General features: G+C 45.7%; 16 protein-coding genes and 1 pseudogene. 9 read left to right on the plus strand and 8 right to left on the minus strand.

Annotated features, from left to right (window positions below):
- A pseudogene (locus QUA83_RS13945) lies at window positions 1–425 on the minus strand (hypothetical protein); the annotation flags it as partial.
- Window positions 426–788: 363 nt separating this feature from the next.
- Here QUA83_RS13945 and QUA83_RS13950 point away from each other — a divergent pair.
- The 3 genes from QUA83_RS13950 to QUA83_RS13960 are packed head-to-tail and all read left to right on the plus strand — an operon-like array spanning window position 789 to window position 1,651.
- A complete protein-coding gene (locus QUA83_RS13950) occupies window positions 789–917 on the plus strand; it encodes a hypothetical protein (RefSeq protein ID WP_333293705.1) in 129 nt (42 codons plus the stop codon).
- 46 nt (window positions 918–963) lie between these two features.
- Window positions 964–1,263, plus strand: a complete 300-nt coding sequence (locus QUA83_RS13955) for a type II toxin-antitoxin system HigB family toxin (protein WP_333293706.1) — start codon at window positions 964–966, stop codon at window positions 1,261–1,263.
- A complete protein-coding gene (locus QUA83_RS13960; RefSeq protein WP_333293707.1) occupies window positions 1,247–1,651 on the plus strand; it encodes a transcriptional regulator in 405 nt (134 codons plus the stop codon). The genes QUA83_RS13955 and QUA83_RS13960 overlap by 17 nt, the downstream gene beginning before the upstream one ends.
- Before the next feature lie 90 nt (window positions 1,652–1,741).
- Here QUA83_RS13960 and QUA83_RS13965 read toward each other — a convergent pair whose 3' ends face one another.
- A complete protein-coding gene (locus QUA83_RS13965; protein WP_333293708.1) occupies window positions 1,742–2,530 on the minus strand; it encodes an SDR family oxidoreductase in 789 nt (262 codons plus the stop codon).
- Between the two features lie 96 nt (window positions 2,531–2,626).
- Here QUA83_RS13965 and QUA83_RS13970 point away from each other — a divergent pair, with 96 nt between their 5' ends.
- Window positions 2,627–3,967, plus strand: a complete 1,341-nt coding sequence (locus QUA83_RS13970) for a hypothetical protein (protein ID WP_333293709.1) — start codon at window positions 2,627–2,629, stop codon at window positions 3,965–3,967.
- 224 nt (window positions 3,968–4,191) lie between these two features.
- Here QUA83_RS13970 and QUA83_RS13975 read toward each other — a convergent pair whose 3' ends face one another.
- The 3 genes from QUA83_RS13975 to QUA83_RS13985 all read right to left on the minus strand — a co-directional run bounded on the left by QUA83_RS13975 (window position 4,192) and on the right by QUA83_RS13985 (window position 7,981).
- The gene (locus tag QUA83_RS13975) at window positions 4,192–4,428 is read right to left on the minus strand and encodes a 2Fe-2S iron-sulfur cluster binding domain-containing protein (RefSeq protein WP_333293710.1); all 237 of its coding nucleotides are present in this window, start codon (window positions 4,426–4,428) and stop codon (window positions 4,192–4,194) included.
- 202 nt (window positions 4,429–4,630) lie between these two features.
- Window positions 4,631–6,097 (minus strand): cobyric acid synthase CobQ, encoded by a 1,467-nt coding sequence (cobQ, locus tag QUA83_RS13980; protein WP_333293711.1) that lies wholly within the window; start codon window positions 6,095–6,097, stop codon window positions 4,631–4,633.
- Between the two features lie 228 nt (window positions 6,098–6,325).
- The gene (locus tag QUA83_RS13985; protein WP_333293712.1) at window positions 6,326–7,981 is read right to left on the minus strand and encodes a Ycf66 family protein; all 1,656 of its coding nucleotides are present in this window, start codon (window positions 7,979–7,981) and stop codon (window positions 6,326–6,328) included.
- A gap of 370 nt (window positions 7,982–8,351) precedes the next feature.
- Here QUA83_RS13985 and QUA83_RS13990 point away from each other — a divergent pair, with 370 nt between their 5' ends.
- Both QUA83_RS13990 and QUA83_RS13995 read left to right on the plus strand, forming a co-directional pair.
- Window positions 8,352–8,534 (plus strand): hypothetical protein, encoded by a 183-nt coding sequence (locus QUA83_RS13990; RefSeq protein WP_333293713.1) that lies wholly within the window; start codon window positions 8,352–8,354, stop codon window positions 8,532–8,534.
- Window positions 8,535–8,911: 377 nt separating this feature from the next.
- Window positions 8,912–9,349: a DUF6918 family protein gene (locus QUA83_RS13995; protein WP_333293714.1), complete on the plus strand. Its 438-nt coding sequence runs from the start codon at window positions 8,912–8,914 to the stop codon at window positions 9,347–9,349.
- Between the two features lie 120 nt (window positions 9,350–9,469).
- Here QUA83_RS13995 and QUA83_RS14000 read toward each other — a convergent pair whose 3' ends face one another.
- From QUA83_RS14000 to QUA83_RS14010, 3 genes are all read right to left on the minus strand, one after another.
- On the minus strand, window positions 9,470–10,975 hold the full coding sequence (locus QUA83_RS14000; protein WP_333293715.1) for a HoxN/HupN/NixA family nickel/cobalt transporter: 1,506 nt from the start codon (window positions 10,973–10,975) through the stop codon (window positions 9,470–9,472).
- A gap of 261 nt (window positions 10,976–11,236) precedes the next feature.
- A complete protein-coding gene (locus tag QUA83_RS14005) occupies window positions 11,237–12,643 on the minus strand; it encodes a tetratricopeptide repeat protein (protein ID WP_333293716.1) in 1,407 nt (468 codons plus the stop codon).
- Between the two features lie 123 nt (window positions 12,644–12,766).
- The gene (locus QUA83_RS14010; RefSeq protein WP_333293717.1) at window positions 12,767–13,981 is read right to left on the minus strand and encodes a DUF4331 domain-containing protein; all 1,215 of its coding nucleotides are present in this window, start codon (window positions 13,979–13,981) and stop codon (window positions 12,767–12,769) included.
- 191 nt (window positions 13,982–14,172) lie between these two features.
- Here QUA83_RS14010 and QUA83_RS14015 point away from each other — a divergent pair, with 191 nt between their 5' ends.
- The 3 genes from QUA83_RS14015 (at window position 14,173) to QUA83_RS14025 (ending at window position 15,936) form a co-directional block, all read left to right on the plus strand.
- On the plus strand, window positions 14,173–14,385 hold the full coding sequence (locus tag QUA83_RS14015; protein ID WP_333293718.1) for a hypothetical protein: 213 nt from the start codon (window positions 14,173–14,175) through the stop codon (window positions 14,383–14,385).
- 216 nt (window positions 14,386–14,601) lie between these two features.
- On the plus strand, window positions 14,602–15,171 hold the full coding sequence (locus QUA83_RS14020) for a sigma-70 family RNA polymerase sigma factor (protein WP_333293719.1): 570 nt from the start codon (window positions 14,602–14,604) through the stop codon (window positions 15,169–15,171).
- Between the two features lie 150 nt (window positions 15,172–15,321).
- On the plus strand, window positions 15,322–15,936 hold the full coding sequence (locus tag QUA83_RS14025) for a cupin domain-containing protein (RefSeq protein ID WP_333293720.1): 615 nt from the start codon (window positions 15,322–15,324) through the stop codon (window positions 15,934–15,936).
- The last annotated feature ends 142 nt before the right edge of the window (window positions 15,937–16,078 follow it).

Here is a 16,078-nt window from a genome sequence, read left to right on the forward strand (position 1 = left end):
AATTGCCCTAGGGAATAGTAAGCATTGCCCAAATTGCCGAGGGAATTAGCTTCTCCTTGGCGATCTCCGATTTCCCGATAGATAGTTAATGCCTGTTTCCAAGACTGCAAAGCTTCTCGAAATTGACTGATGTTAAACTGCTGATTGCCTTGTTCTAATATTCGGTCTGCTTCCGCTTGTCGGGTGACTACCACTGAGGTGTTGTCATTCATCCCAAGCAGTATCCCGGCACAATTCATCAACCCATTAGCGTTATTTAGTTGCCCAAATCTTCTAAGATTCTCTGCCTCTTCTAGCATGGCTGCCACCAAGCCATCATCCAGCAATTCCGGGTGAGTCTCTAATACCTCCGCTTCTTCGCCGCTGGGACAGGTTAGCAGTTGATTTATCAGGTTGAGATAGGCTTGTTCGCGTTCTGAGTTCATTGCGATTTGGGATTTGGGATTGTGCGATCCATTCATTTATTATCGGTGAAACTCATCGGTTCGGGGCGGGCGATGCCAAGTTTTTTGTAGGGGTTCTCGCATTTTGGCGACAATATTTGCAACACCACGGGGATTTATCGTTTATTCGTCGGCCCGATGGTTTGTCCGTGGCTGCGATGGTTGGTCCAGGGAGCCATTTGTTTGTCCGCGAGTCCGCGATTCCGCCAGGGGTTGAAACCCCTGTCTCATAGCTAAAGTCGGTTGAAACCGACTGAAGAATGGTGAGAAATAATCGATTATGGTGACAAATATTTGAGTGTTTATTTAATTTGCTTTTCAGTCCTCTTTTAGAGGACTTTTGCTATGAGACGGGGGTTTCAACCCCCGGCGGACTTGTGGGGTAGCGTCGGGGATTTTGGTTGCGGAAATTTTGGTGGCGCGAATGTGCGATCGACTTTTGGGAAAATTTGCGTGAGGGGCGATCGACCTTAAATTTGATAAAATTTAGATATCTGGAAAACCTCTGAACGATCGCTAAATGCACGTTATCAGTCGCAAAAAATTAAGAGACTACTGCCAAACTCATGCTGATTCCTGCGATGCTCTCGATGATTGGTACAAAATTGCTAGTCAAGCCAACTGGACTAAACTTATTGAAGTTCAAACTATTTATCCTCAAGCTGAAGCAGTTGGAAATTTTACAATTTTTAACATCAAAGGAAATAAATATCGCTTAATCGTAAGTCTTAACTATCAAAAGCAAATTGTTTATATTAAGTACATTTTGACTCATGCAGAATATGACAAAGACAACTGGAAAAATGACCCTTACTTTTGACTCGGACAAATACAGCAGCTTGCTATCTCAATATCAACCGCGCATCATCAAAAATGAAGATGAAAACGAGATATTTTTAGAAATCGTTGAAAGCTTGCTCTCTAGGGAAAATCTAACTCCCGAAGAAGATACTCTGCTAGAACTCTTAGTCAAACTAATTGAGGATTTTGAAGAAAAGCACTATCAACTAAATGCTTCAACTCCCCAGTCAAGACTTATTCATTTGATGGAGGCTAGGAGTTTAGAGCCAGCAGATTTAATAGAAATTATTGGTACTATTGAGATGGTAACTCAACTCATTAACGGTCAGCTAGAAATTACTAAAAAACAAGCTGAAGCTTTGGGAAAGTTTTTTCACGTCAATCCAGGTTTGTTTCTGTTTAAATAGCCGATCGTGTATCGATCGAGATTTCCGAATGGTGGTGCACGCGAGATACCCGACTTCTCCCCAAAGTCTGGTATCTAACAACGATCGCGATTATTCGTCTTTCGCCCGAAACACCTTTTCTACCGACTTCACCAAAAGTTCTCGCGGCATCAATCGAGGCATATTGGCGATGATTTGATTGGGAATTCCCCCTGTGACAACATTAGACTCATTTTTCTCTAAAGCTTTCAAAGCATCTCGCACTACTTCCGCAGCAGGAACGAGTTTTTGCCCGCTGCTGGATGCCATAGCTTTCGGAAATTCAGCTACTGCAAAAAAGTCCGATTCTGTCGGCCCTGGACAAAGGCACAAAACGCCAATTCCTAAATCTTTGTTTTCCGCCCAAAGCGCCTCGCTGAAACTCAAAACAAAAGCTTTAGTAGCTGCATACATTGACAAGTACGGCATAGGTTGAAAAGCTGCGATGGAGGCAACATTGATGATACTTCCTGATTTTCGCTGCCGCATTCCCTGCAAAAATAAGTGCGAAAGTTCAACTAATGCTACAATATTTAGTTGCACCATTGTTAGTTGTTTCGCAAGCGGGCGATCGGCAAAAGCACCGTAATCCCCAAAACCCGCATTATTTACCAACAAATCAACCGTCCAACCTTTTTTAACAACCGCGTCAAATACAGCCGTTGTGGCTCCAGGTGCGGTCAAATCTTGAACGATAATTTCGACCAAAATATTGAACTTCTGTTGCAGTTGAGCAGCTAACTGTTGCAATTTGTCTTCGGAACGAGCTACCAAGATTAGATTGTGCTGGCGTTTCGCTAATTCGGCGGCAAAGGCTGCACCAATTCCGCCAGAAGCACCGGTGATTAAAGCAGTGGGCATGAACTTAATTCGGATTATTTGATATAAACTTTATATATTTTAACAATTATTTTGACTGGAGCCTGTAAAATAATTAAAAGGGAATAGGTGAGTTTTATGGCGCGTCTTACCGATCGAGCTTTTGAAATTTTGCGGGCCGAAGTTGACAAGTGCGCGGCGGCTGATAGTCTAGCGGGTGAAGTATACCGACGGATGGTGATCAAGCGGTTGCAGAAGTTACGATCGCAAAACGGCACTTTCGCCTCAAGAGAAGAAATCCGCGATACCTTCAAAGACGAATTTCCTCAATTCAGCGAACAAGCTCTCAAAGCTGCCGTCAAAGCCAACCGCCCGCCCGGATTGTTTGGTAAAATCATCTTTGCTGGGAGTTTGCTGGGAAGTGCTGCGGGGATAATTTGGCTGCTAAATCTACCTTTTCCGATGATTCGCTGGCCCGTGGCGAAAACAATGCCGATATTATTGCTGCCGAGTTTTATGAGTATGGATCGCAATTACCGGCAGGCGATCGCCCTTGTGGAACAATCCGATCAACTGGTGAATAAAGCCACGGCTGTCGCTGATTTTGACTTGGGCGAAATTAAAGCAAAAGAGGCGCAAAAACACCTCGACGCCTTACCGGTGTGGTTCCTCGGCTATTACCCACAGAGGTACTGCTCTTTTTTCCGCTGCAGTTGGCGGTTTACAGTCGATGAATTTGAAGCCGCCCGCAAAAATGTCGGGCGGATGGAGGCTCAGATTTTCCAGCAAAAAAATGCTTTTACTCAGTTAAATCAAGTCGAACAAACTCTCAACGCGGCGAAACAGGAGTATCAGCAAGCCAAAACCGCTGCAGATAGACAAAAAGCGACCGTAAATTGGCAAAGTGCGATCGATCAACTCAATCAAATTCCCGCCGAAACCCTCGCAGGAGAAACGGCTAAAAAAACACTCAAAGCAGCAGAAAGAGACTTTCAAGCAATGGGCGGCGTCGCCACCGGTTCTTTGCAGGCTGACAACTTAATTGAAGCTGCTAAAGAATTTGCTCTCTCCGCCGCCGTCGCCTCCCAAAAACCTCCCCATCCCGCCGCACAGTGGGAACAAATAGCAGAATTGTGGCAAGAAGGAATTAACCGACTAAAATTGATTTCTGTCGATAACCCTGGTTATCTCGACGCTCAAACTAAACTCGCTGAATATCAAAAAAATTTAGGAATTACCCAGATTAGACTGCAAGCAGAAAAAGATTCTGCAACAGCTTTGCAAGAAGCTAAAACCTTGTTTGCCAACTTGCAAAATGATGTGAATTCTCCGAATCAAAATTCCGGTAACTCTCTGGGCCAGTTGCAACAAATTATCAATCAATTAGAATCCGTCAAACCCGGGACAACTGTTTATCCCGAATCCCAAAAATGGCTGCAATCTGCTCGCAAGAAACAGCAAGAATGGCAAAAAAATTAGTCAGTTGACTGTTGACTGTTGACTGTTAACTAATGACTAATTCCAACAACCAACTGCCAACTGCCAACCGACAACTGATATCGTTTCCGGTTGCATCGGAATAATAAAATCGAGTCAACAGTTAACACTCAACCATTGAGTTTTTCCACCCCTCCTTCTACAGTCAACAGTCAACAGTCAACAGTCAACAATTATTCCGGTGCAACCGGAATTGATATGACAAATTACCAATTCGGGTCAACATACAGATTAATTGTCACTTGCTTTTTCCCGTAAGGGATGCCGGAAATACAAGCACAAATCGTATCTCCGCCATCAATTTCTACTTCGCAAGCGTGACAAGATCCCATGAGACAGCCGGTAGGAATAGAAACCCCTGCACGTTTAGCTACATCTAGCAAAAGCTCTCCTGGGTCAGCTTCAACTGTCACATTATCTGGTAAAAAACAAACTTTTGTCATTGAAATTTAACCTCAACTCTAACAAACAATAGTTAACAGTCAACAGTCAAGCGGAAGGAAGAAGGAAGAGGGAAGAAGGAAGAGGGAAGAGGGCACTCAACAGTCAACAGTCAAGCGGAAAGAAGAAGGAAGAAAGAAGAAAGAAGAAGGAAGAGGGCACTCAACAGTCAACAGTCAACAGTCAACAGTCAACAGTCAACAGTTAACCTAAAATATGCTTTATATCTAAATGCTTTTCCACAGTATCTGCTAGAGAGTCTAACAGAGTTTCTCGGTGTTCTCGGTAATTAGGAATACCTGTAGGCAATGCGCGGAGTCCCCGCTGCTGCCGCAAGTGATTTAACCAAGCTCGCCGCCAAGCTCCGTTGTCAAAGATGCCGTGCAGGTATGTACCCCAAATTGATTGAGAAGTATTGACAATGCCTAAACTAGCATCGTCAAATAGCGGTTGAGTCAAATCTGACTCTAGGATTTGCGTTTTTCCTTGATGAATTTCGTAACCGGAAACTGGCAAACCCGGTTGAGGATAGTTAGATGTTACGATTCGTTGGCGGGCAATTTTGTTCGGTGCCATCGCCGTTTTCAAAGGCAGCAATCCTAATCCTGGAAATTCTCCCTTTTCTCCCTCAATGCCTTCTTTATCGGTGATACTTTGTCCCAGCATCTGAAAGCCGCCGCAAACTCCCATGACGGTACCGCCAGCTACTAAATAATTTTGAATAGCTTTTGCCATACCTGTTTGGCGCAGCACTTGCAAATCGGAAATTGTAGTTTTAGAGCCTGGTAAAATCACGGCGTCTGGATGGCCTAAATGGTCTTTTGGGCTGACATATTTGACGGTGACGGAAGTTTCCGACTCCAGGGGGTCAAAGTCGGTAAAATTGGAAATTCGGGGCAGGCGGATGACCGAAATATTTATGTCGGTTTGAGAATTGGGAGAACGTCGATCGAGCAAATCGAGAGAATCTTCTGAGGGAAACACTTCGTCGATCCAAGGAATCACCCCAACTACCGGGATTCCCGTCCTTTCTTCTAGCCAAGTCAGGCCCGGATCTAATATCGATTTTTGTCCTCGGAACTTATTAATAATGAATCCTTTAATTAAAGCCCGTTCGTCTGGATCGAGCAATTCCAGAGTACCGATGATGTGAGCAAAAGCACCGCCGCGATCGATATCAACTACTAGCAAAGTCCGAGCCTTTAAATATTTAGCTACCCGCATATTTGTTAAATCCCGATGTTTGAGATTAATCTCTGCAGGGCTACCGGCTCCCTCACACACAATCATGTCAAATTCTTGCTTGAGAAATTCTAAAGATTCCCGAATAGCTTGCCAGCCGATATCGAAATACTGCTCGTAATATTGAGATGCTCGCACATTGGCGATCGCCCGACCCTTGACAATCAATTGAGAAGTCATGTCTCCTTGTGGCTTGAGCAAAATCGGATTCATTTCTACCCAAGGTGCGATGCCCGCAGCCCAAGCTTGTACTGCTTGAGCGTAACCAATCTCTCCGCCGGCCGCTGTGACATAGGAATTCAGTGCCATATTCTGACCTTTAAACGGAGTTACTCGCCAGCCTCGCCGAGAAAAGATTCGACACAAAGCTGCCACGAGTAAAGATTTCCCTGCGTGAGATGTTGTTCCCACGACCATAATTGCTTTCATAATATTAAGGGAGAAGGAAGAAGGAAGAGGGAAGAAGGAAGAAGGAAGAAGGAAGAAGGAAGAAGGAAGAGGGAAGAAGGAAGAAGGAAGAAGGAAGAGGGAAGAAGGAAGAGGGAAGAAGTAATAAGTAATAAGAAAAAAGTAATAAGAAAAAAGTAAGAAGTAAGAATTAAGAAGGCAGAAGGCAGAATCAAAAAAAATTCTGGTTTCTACCTTTTGCTTTCTGCCTTAAGATGACGGCTTATCTTCGCCAGATACATTCTCAGACTTGGATTCATCGGCCGCACGAGCAGCTTCTACTAGCTCCGAAGGGGGGGGATTCGGGCGAATCAATTCCGGTTGTTCTCCCTCAGAAGATGGTGTTTTATCTGTGGAAGGGGGGTGATTAGGGGAACTCAATTCAGTTTGTTCTGCCTCAGAAGAGAGTTCTTCACCTGTGGATTCGATCGAGATCACTGATACTGAAACCGTTTCCACCTGCACGCTCAACCCAGGTTCTCCCGGTACTTCTATCTCTACAGGCGCTGCCATTTCCACCACAGTCATTTCTATCGATGCTGCAGGGGCTTCTGCTTCCGGTACGCCTGCTGCTGCTTCCGCTTCACCCACTGCTGCCAGCGGTGTCTGGGCTTCCAGAGATACAGTAGGGGCTGCTGCTTCTGGTTCACCCACTGCTGCCAGCGGTGTCTGGATTTGGGCGGACGATCGATCTTCGATCGGAGTTTCCCCTATTTTGTCAGAACTCGCGGTTTCTGTGGCCATCAACGCGGCCATTGCTTCAACATTGGTGGGAAAAGGCACTCCTTGGCTGGTTTCAACAGCAGTGTTGCTGCTTTCGGCTGCCACTTCCGCAGCCGCCGCGGCTAATTCGGATTCGAGAATTTGGTCGATAGCCGGTGCTGGAGTTGCCGTTATTTGAGATTCAGGGGCGATCGATTCTGGAGTCGCTGAAGGTTTTGGCGTCTGGGGAGTTGCATCAGACTTGTTTTTAGTCGCACCGAGTCCTAACATACCGCCGAGACTATTTTTGATATTGCCGAACAGACTTCCGAAACCGCCGGATTTTTTAGCTGGTTTAGGAGGAGTTGGGGCCGCCGTTGGGGCCGCCGCTGCTGCCGCAGCCGCCTGCGACTCTTTAACGGCTGTCCTCCATTCTGTTTCCTCGTCAAAATCATCGGCTTCTGGCTGCTGTTGAGGCTCTGGCTGAGCCTCTGCTGGCTCCACACTTGGTGCAACGGCTATTTCTGAAATTTCTAGAGGTAGAGGTAGAGGAGTGAAGCTGCTGGCTAATTCTGCTGGGGGTTGTGAAGTCTCAGCAGCAGGAGTTTCGACTGAAAACACTGGTATTTCTGCAATTGCAGGTGGTTTCGAGTCGGGAATTTTCAAGTCAGGGGCGATCGCACTTTCAGCAATACTTTCAGCTATGGGGGGAATCGCCGGCTGTTCTTCTAGCTTTACCTCGCCCTTATCCAGAGTGGGTGCTGGAACCACATCAGTTTTTGGTTTGGGCGATCGAACAAACTTAGGTTTTTTCGCTGCTGCGGGTTCTTTTTTCTTGGCAAACAAACCAGCAAACGGCACGCCTGCTGCAGCCAAATTCGCCGACTGAGGAATCGGCGTTTGCTCAGCAATCGGCGTCACCTGCCGGCGCAAAGTCAGAGTTTCCCAGGCAAACCAGCCCAACATCGCCACGCCCGCCATTTGACCAAGCAGGAGAGCACCAGTAATTCGTCCCGCACAAGCCCATAAAATTAACGCATAAAAAAGTCCTACCCCGCTCCAGGTAAAATCACTTTTGCGGTGCACTTCTGGAAAAAAGAAGGCCGCCATGTAAATACTGAAGCTGCCTAGACCGACCGCCAACGCCAGAATGTATGCAAGCATCTTGTCGGTACCTCCGCTGTGTCAAATAACTTCTACGCGCTAATTCTACCTTTGAGAGAGACTCAACGGCTTCTTTCTCTAGGACAATTCTTGATTTTTAGGGAAGTTTGGCAATGCGCCGTGTAAGGAATTTAACACGTTCAACGGATGTTGACGCCAGAAGTGCGAGTCAAGATTTCCCACTCTCCCCCACATCCCTAATGCCCATTACCCCCTAGGCTCACACCCCCTATCCCCATCACCCCCTTCTCCGTGGTGATATATGTCACTTAACTATGCCCATGCGATCGCACCAAGCGACTGAGGATGTTTATATGTTGTAGGTGTAAGAGGAATTATGCCCTAGGGCGTATGTATGGGAGACAGTGCCATGTTAGAAAAACTATTATTAGCGGCCGGCTTAACCTTATCGCTTCAAATATTTCCCGGACTAAGCACTTCCGCGAAATTACCGAAAAATTTGGTATTGCGATCGAGCGATCGTCCGGCTCAAACCCTGAAACTTCCCATTGTTGCAGTACCTGCAGGCATCAAGCCGAATGTCCAATCCTAATGATACGTGCCAGATCATACGTGCAAGTGCGATCGGACTTAGGCAGAGCCTTTCTAATATTTTTTTCGAGCTGTCCTCTTTTCTATGTGACTGTTCACAACTCATCAGTTTGTAGTCAGGGCTTTAGTCCTCATTAATATCACCTAATAAGGACTAAAGCCCTTACTACAAACCCTAGGTCAATAATGAGTAGCAGATTGAACATTAATTCCTATAACATACTACTAGACAAATTTCAACATCAGCTTGTCAAGTAAAGACTTTCAAACGTTAAAAAACTTGTGTAATCCTGAGTAAAGGATCAAAATAGATATATAATCCCCTGATGGCTCTCCAAGCTAATAAGCACATTGACTATTAAATCAAGGAAAGCGAAAATGGGACTTAGCGATATTCTCTTGAATGAAAACAACAGAGAAACTTTTGTTGATGACTGTGTAAAGTTGATAGACCAACAAGTTGCAGCAGCCTCCGGATTGGGTGGTCTAGCTCTGAAAGCTGCCTACTCTACTGTCAAGGGGATACGGGCTGACTATTGCGCCCAAGTCGTCGATCAACTTCTGCCAGAAATCTCGATCGCACTCGATCCGATGTGGACTGAAGCCGTAAACAATGGCAACCCAGTAGAATATCTAGCCCAAAGAAAAGGTGAAGTAGCAGACGAATTGCTCCAGATAAGTGACAAAAGGGTCGAGAAAAGCACAAGAGCGATGGTTAAAGGCGCCTATGCCAAACTCCGCCCCTCAGCTAAGACTTACGTGGAAAACGGAGTACCGGATTTAGCCAAAATTATTAATAAACATAGTGCGGCCTGATAAGTGAGCAACGGCTAAAAAACAGAATACCCAGATACCCGGCTTCTTCAAGAAATCGGGTATCTAAAATCAGACTTATTCGTAAGTTTGTACTTAGGATGGAGAGCCATAATTTTATGCTTATCCATTGCCAATTACCCATTGATTTGCCGCCAATATTTTCAACAGCGCTTGTCCGGTAATTCCCAACCCCAAAAACATTACAAACATAGCGCTAATGGCAGGCAGAAATTTGACTGCTGTTATCTGTTTTGGCAGTTTATCAAAATTACGTTTGGCATAAACTAAGATTAATCCGATCGCACTCAGCACTAAAGCCAACCCCAAACTAAACGCTACCACTAACGTCATTCCCAAACCAACATTGCCCAAAGCCGACGCACTCAACAGCATCACCAAAGCGGAAGGACAAGGCAACAAACCGCCGGAAATTCCCAACGCCAATAAGCTTTTCCATGTAATAGCAGAACCGTCAGCACCGGGAGGCAAATGCGAGTGAATCCGGCCGTCTCCGTGATGGTGGTAGTGGTGAGATATATCGGGTTTTACAGGCTTAAATTCTCGCTCCCAACTTCCTCTACTCAAAAGATTTACTGGTTCTTCACATTCCGCAGTAAGGACTTTACTCCTTAACAACCAGTTTTTATTATTAAAAATTTTACTTTTGATTTTTTTGAGAAATTCCTTTTTCACTAATAACCTAGTCTTGATTTTTGATAAAAGTAAGTTAAACCCGATGAAAGCTACTAATAAACCAGAGATTAAACTCAGCCAAGGATCTAATTTTTCTGGATCAATTAAGTTAGAAGCAAACAAAGTAATTCCGCCCACAGCAAACACGCCGGCAGTGTGAGTAATTGTAGTCGTCGCTGCTAGAAATAAAGCGTGTATCGGAGTAGCCCGCGAACCAACTAAATAAGCGCCGACTATGGTTTTTCCGTGTCCGGGCGACATCGCGTGCACGCATCCCCAAGCAAATGCTCCCGCTACTGCTAGCAGCAAACTCCAACCTGAATCCCAGATAGATTCCTTTCCTGCTAACAAAAAGTCGCGGTTTTGTGGCGTAAACACAAAGCTTTTTACAGAATCCGCTTGTACAATCGTAGCTTGGCAGCTAGCTGTCGGAACTTCTGGCAAAAACAGATTGTAATTAATCCGCAAGTTCTCTGGTTTGGAGATGGAAATTGAGTCAGGTAAAGCGGGGGTTTTATCTTGAGAAGGTACGGGCCAGGTGTATTCTAAAATTAAGGTGCTGTGGGTATTCGGCTGCTGGATTAAGCTGGCGGTTTTACCTGCTATGTCTAGCGGTTTTACTGCTACGGAGCCTTGAATGTTGCTACTGTTGGTGAGACGGATTTGTTGGCTAAAAAACTTTTCTAGCTGTGTTTGGTGGTTGCGAACTTCAGCAGGTTGTAGCTGGCTGTCTCGATTGTCGTCGGCGAAGTTTGTTAAACCGGTTGGGAATGTTAATGTTATTTCCGTTTGCAAATCGTTGACTACTATTTCTGCTACGGATAAGTCTGACCAGTGCGAGTAAACTGGTCTGGTTGAGGTGGTTAGTAATAATGAAAGTGTCAGGAAGAATAGGATAAAAAATTTTGAAATTCGGTTATTTTTGTACTGCATAAATACCTGTTTTGTTAGTAATTTTCGGATGAATTATTTGTTTTTGTTGTGATTTTTCCGGCGCGCTTACCCGCAAGCCCGCCGGGGATTGAAATCCCCGTCTCATAGCGAAAGTCGGTTGAAACCGACTGAAAGATTTTCTACTTTTTATTGAAATCTTTTAGTTCTATGCAAGAGGACTTAAGCTTTTAGCCAGGGGTTGAAACCCCTGGCTGATTGACGCAATGGCGAACTTTGCCGAATGGCTGCTATTAGCTAATCTCAAAATTCATAACTTCCCAAGCCCAATGCTTGGCGAGATCGATCGTCAAAATTCGGGTCAATTTCCTTGGACTTTTGAAAATAAGCGCGAGATTCGGTATCCTTACCTAAAGTCCGGGCGATCGCACCAGCCCGGTAAAACATCCCCGCATCCCGAATCCCCGATCGCACTATTTCGGCCATCACTCGATCGGCCTTTTGCCATTCCCCAGCGGCGGAAAGCGCCCAAGCCAAAGTATCAAGCGTCACAGCATCCCGCCGAATTTTCACCTCCTCCTGCATTAACGTCAGCGCTTCCGCGACATCCTGCGATCGACCTTTTTCCAGCAGCAAACTTGCCAAATCCCTGCGGTGGCCAAAACCGCCAGATCCAGAAACCTGTTCCTGTCGCAGCCCAGCTTCTGCTTTGTCGCGAAGTCGCCGGGATTCGATCGCATCTCCCTGCAAATCCTTCACCCTCGCCATACCGCGATCGACAATGCGATCGAACACAGTCTCAACCCCGCCAGAATACGCAGAAACCTTGCTGTAATAGCCTTCCGCTTCCCGATAATTGCCCTGCCGCGTCTCCAAATCCGCCAAATAAATCAGCGCCAGCGGGTATCGCGGCACCAAGCGCAGCGCCTCCAAAAACAGCGCTTTCGCCTGTACAAACTGCCCGCGACGCGCGTAAAATCGACCCAAGAGCGATCGGGCCCGCGCCGAACCCGCAACCTCTCCCGGTTCCTCCGCCGCCATTGCTTGGCGGTAATCCTGCAAAACCTCAGCATCTCTGCCCTGAGACTCTCTCACTAAAGCTCTCAAAGTGAGAGAACCCAAGTTGGGAATCCGGTTAACTAAGGCTTCTGCGGCTGCATTTGCCTCGCTCACTTTTCCCATTGCTAAGTGAGATGTAACTTTCAGGGCGATCGCATCTTCATTGTCAGAACCCGCCTGTTTAGCAAAGCGCAAAGCAGTAGCAAAATCGTGTCTGGCCTCGGCAATTCGAGCTAAAACTAACAGCGCACCTTTGTTCTCAAAAGGCAAATCGGCGATCGACCTTTGAGCCGCTTGTTCTGCCAATAAAAACCAACCTCCCTCCCCAGTAGCGCGAGCCATTTTCAAATAAGATCCAGCCAGTGCCGCCCGGTTCAAACCGCTGCGGGAATCAACAGCCAGCCGCTGCTGGTAAAAAGCTATTTCTTGCTGAATAGCTTCCTTTTGATTGGGATTATTTCTCAAACTTTCCGAGAAATGATAGTGGTAATTAGCATCAAGATCCGCCGGAATTGTTTCAGAAAACATATCCGAAATCAAACGCCAATTAGGCAGCAAATTAATAACAACAATACCCACTACAGGAACTACTATCAGCAGCCACCACCCGAAAACATCCGATTTTATTCCTTGTCCTATTTTTGTTTTCATATATCTGCGTTCATCGCCTTCATCTGCGGTAAAACATTCAAATTCTATAAAGTTGCGTGGTTATTGGTTATTAGTTATTAGCCAATAACAACTAACCAATAACCAATAACAACTAACCAATAACTAATTAGGCAAAGCCAAATAAGGAAAAGTCGGTTCTAAAGGTTTGTGTCCCTGAGCCGGATTTCCCGGAGTTCCGTTATATGAAACATTATCGCCAACCGGAGATCCCACCAAAGCTCCCAGAGTGATATCAATAACGTCGTCCATCAGCATACGACCTCCGATCAAGCTTCCTTGAGCATTTGTAGCGCTAGCGTAGCCGCTGGTTTTTGTGGTATCGATCCGCATGACATCGGGCAAGAAAGCTCCGGCGATCGCATTTGGATCGACATTATCGTTGCCATCCAAAAGATCCACAGCATTCAGAGTAGCAACAGCTTCCTGCCGCACGGGAGCAGCAGCAGCGCTCAAATCCAATCTCGGAGGAATATTATTGAATGCTTCCAGATAAGCGGGAGAAACTATCAAACCCTCATTAATTGCAGGTCTCGCCAAACGCTCGAATTGTTTGAAACCGCCGGCTCCATCCCGGATCGAAACTGTTGACCAAACATCAAAAGTATTCGCCCCAGTTCCTGCTTGCAAGAACGCTTTGGGAACGCGGACAGCAATTGTATTGACGTTGTAACCTTTAGTAAAGTCGATCGCTTGATTCGGTTGTTTAAAAGCAGTGCGCGGCCCCGTTCCCAAAGCTGCGGCGCGAACTCGGAAAAATTGTTCCACATCAAAGAAAAACGGGTCTTCGCGTAAACCCGCAAATACAGTCAAGTTAGAACCGCCCACAGGTACTGTATTCAAAACAGCATTAGAATTCAGCGGAGTTGTGGCAATTAACCCGCCGTTAACTGTAGCCTTAGTAGTTGTCTCCGAGCCGTTGCGAACAACAGTTACAGCTACCGCTTGCATACCTCTATTATTAGGCGGACTGAAGGCAAACCGCAAGATAATATCCGAACGTCCAGTAGGTGTAGAATTCACGTCACCTACTTGCGTGATGTGAAATTGGTAGAGGGCTGTAGTGCTGAAATAATATTGATAGCGAGCTACAGACCTGGGATTTGAATTCATGGTAAATACTAAATCCCCGTCTGCAGCACCGGAGTTTTGGTCTTTTTCGCGATATACATATAGGTCAGTTAAATTGACCGCGCGACCTTTGATATCTACTTCGCCGTCGTCGTGGTCGGAAGCGACAATTATCGCGGGAGTTAATAGAGCAATTAGAGCTACTTCAATAGCTAGTATGGTTCGGCGAATTTTTTTTGTGAGCTTCACAGTTAGCACCTTTATTTCAATGAAATTTTTGCACAAATCAATGGTAAATAACCCGCATTCGCGGGTTTTACTTTTGTAGCAACAGGTTGAAATCTGTCAACCTGTCGGGCTTTTGCGCTATTGCTGAGCCTTCTCCTATTGGTGGTATACGAAGGTTTGGCAATTTTGGATCTGTGCTTCAAGATAAATTTATGGAAAAAAGTGTGTTATTGAGGATTTACTCGTTCCCGGACTATGCTTGGGAATGCCTGCTCCCAGACACGGCTTCCCTCGATCGAGTGGAGCCACAGCCTCGCTTCTACGGGTTCCCAGGCTCTTCTTGGGAGCGATCGAACAAAGCTTGGGAACGAGTGAATGGCGCTGTTTTGACTCTTCACGCTCAGGGATTTTTTCGTTCTGCATAAAGCGGATTGCTAAGTCTAAAAAAAATCACTAATTAGGTGGTAAAATTCCAGATGACTTGGGATTTTTACAATTCAAAGCACGACAAAATTAGCCTAAAAAGGCATACTCCAGTTTGTACCCCAACTTCAAACTTACAATTATGTTCTGTAGTGATATACGCCGAATTTTTAATTTTGGATCTGTGCAGTCAAAACAAAAATTTTAGGTACACTGAGATGACAGGCCAGAAGTCAGGCGATGAATCGCTGCTTTTAGTGCAGATTGCCCAGAAAGACCAAACGGCATTAGCTAAACTTTACGATCGCTACGGTCGCCCAAGCTACGCTCTCGCTTACAAAATTCTGGGTTCGGTAGAAGAAGCTGAAGAAGTTGTACTCGATGTTTTTTCCCAAATTTGGCAAAAAGCAGCAACTTACGATCCTTCTCGCAGTCGAGCAGATACCTGGTTGTTCATGCTTACCCGCAGTCGTTCCCTCGATCGGCTCCGAGCGATGCAGCGAACAGTCCGGGCTGCTGAAGCTTGTCTGGAAGATGCGAAGGTACCCATCTCTAGCGTTGCAGAACCGATGGAAGATGCAATGTTTAAAGAACGCAGGGAACAAGTCAAAGCAGCCTTAGAAAAACTGCCAAAGGAACAGCAAGAGGCGATCGAACTCGCCTACTACCAAGGGCTGACTTGCGCGGCGATATCAGCTAAAACTGGTATCCCGACAGGTACAATCAAAACCAGAATTCGGTTGGGTATTTCCAAATTGCGTCAAGCTTTGAGCGAACAATTTTTTTAGATTGTCAAAAAACAAAATTTAAGTTGTTTAACATCAATCTAAAATTATGACCTCTCCAATCATCCATCTTGAGTGCGAGGGCAGCAGACCAATTTCCAGTTTAAAATCAACCTAGGCTGAATTACAATTAATGGCGGAAAACAGATGGAAATGATGCCAGACGAGGAATATAAAATCCTTGCAGCCCTTCAAGCTCTCGATATCCTCGACGAGTCAGAACGAGGCGCATTTGCAGAGAAATTGAAAGAGTCCCCAGAACTTACAAGTGAATTAGCTGCTTTGGAATCAACAATTGCCGCGATCGCCTACACAGCCCCCCCAGTTCCCGTCGCACCCGACCTCAAAAACCGCCTGTTTCAGCGCATAGCCCAACTGCCGCTAACCCCGGCAGAATCAGCCAATATAAAGCCAATTGTTACCTCTCCAACCGAGAACAATACTCCATCTTTAATAGTGCGATCGCACGATGTCAAATGGAAATCTTATGGAGTTCCGGGAGTTTCGTTCGGCAAGCTTTACATTGACAAAAAAAAGCGCGAAATTACCTGCTTGATGCGACTAGAACCTGGAGTAACATTTCCCATGCACCGACACGCTGCCTCGGAGGAAGTGCTGGTCTTAGAAGGAGACTTAATTGTAGAAGGGGAAATTTGCCATCAAGGCGACTACATTCGATCGGTTCCCGGTTCCACACATTCGCCCCTCACAGAAGGGGGATGTTTGCTGTTAATGAAAACTTCCCTAGACAACGAGATGTTCGTCTGATATTATTTTTGTTGAATTGCCGACAGCTTGGAGAGCGGGTTTATGTAGATTTTTAGTTAGAAGTATAGGGTGCATCTCACTTTTGCGAATGTGTCAAAAAAGAGTTAAAATGAAAAAGCTAGTAAAATCGTCAAATAAAGAT

This window comes from Microcoleus sp. K1-B1, assembly GCF_036704705.1.
GTDB lineage: Bacteria > Cyanobacteriota > Cyanobacteriia > Cyanobacteriales > Microcoleaceae > Microcoleus.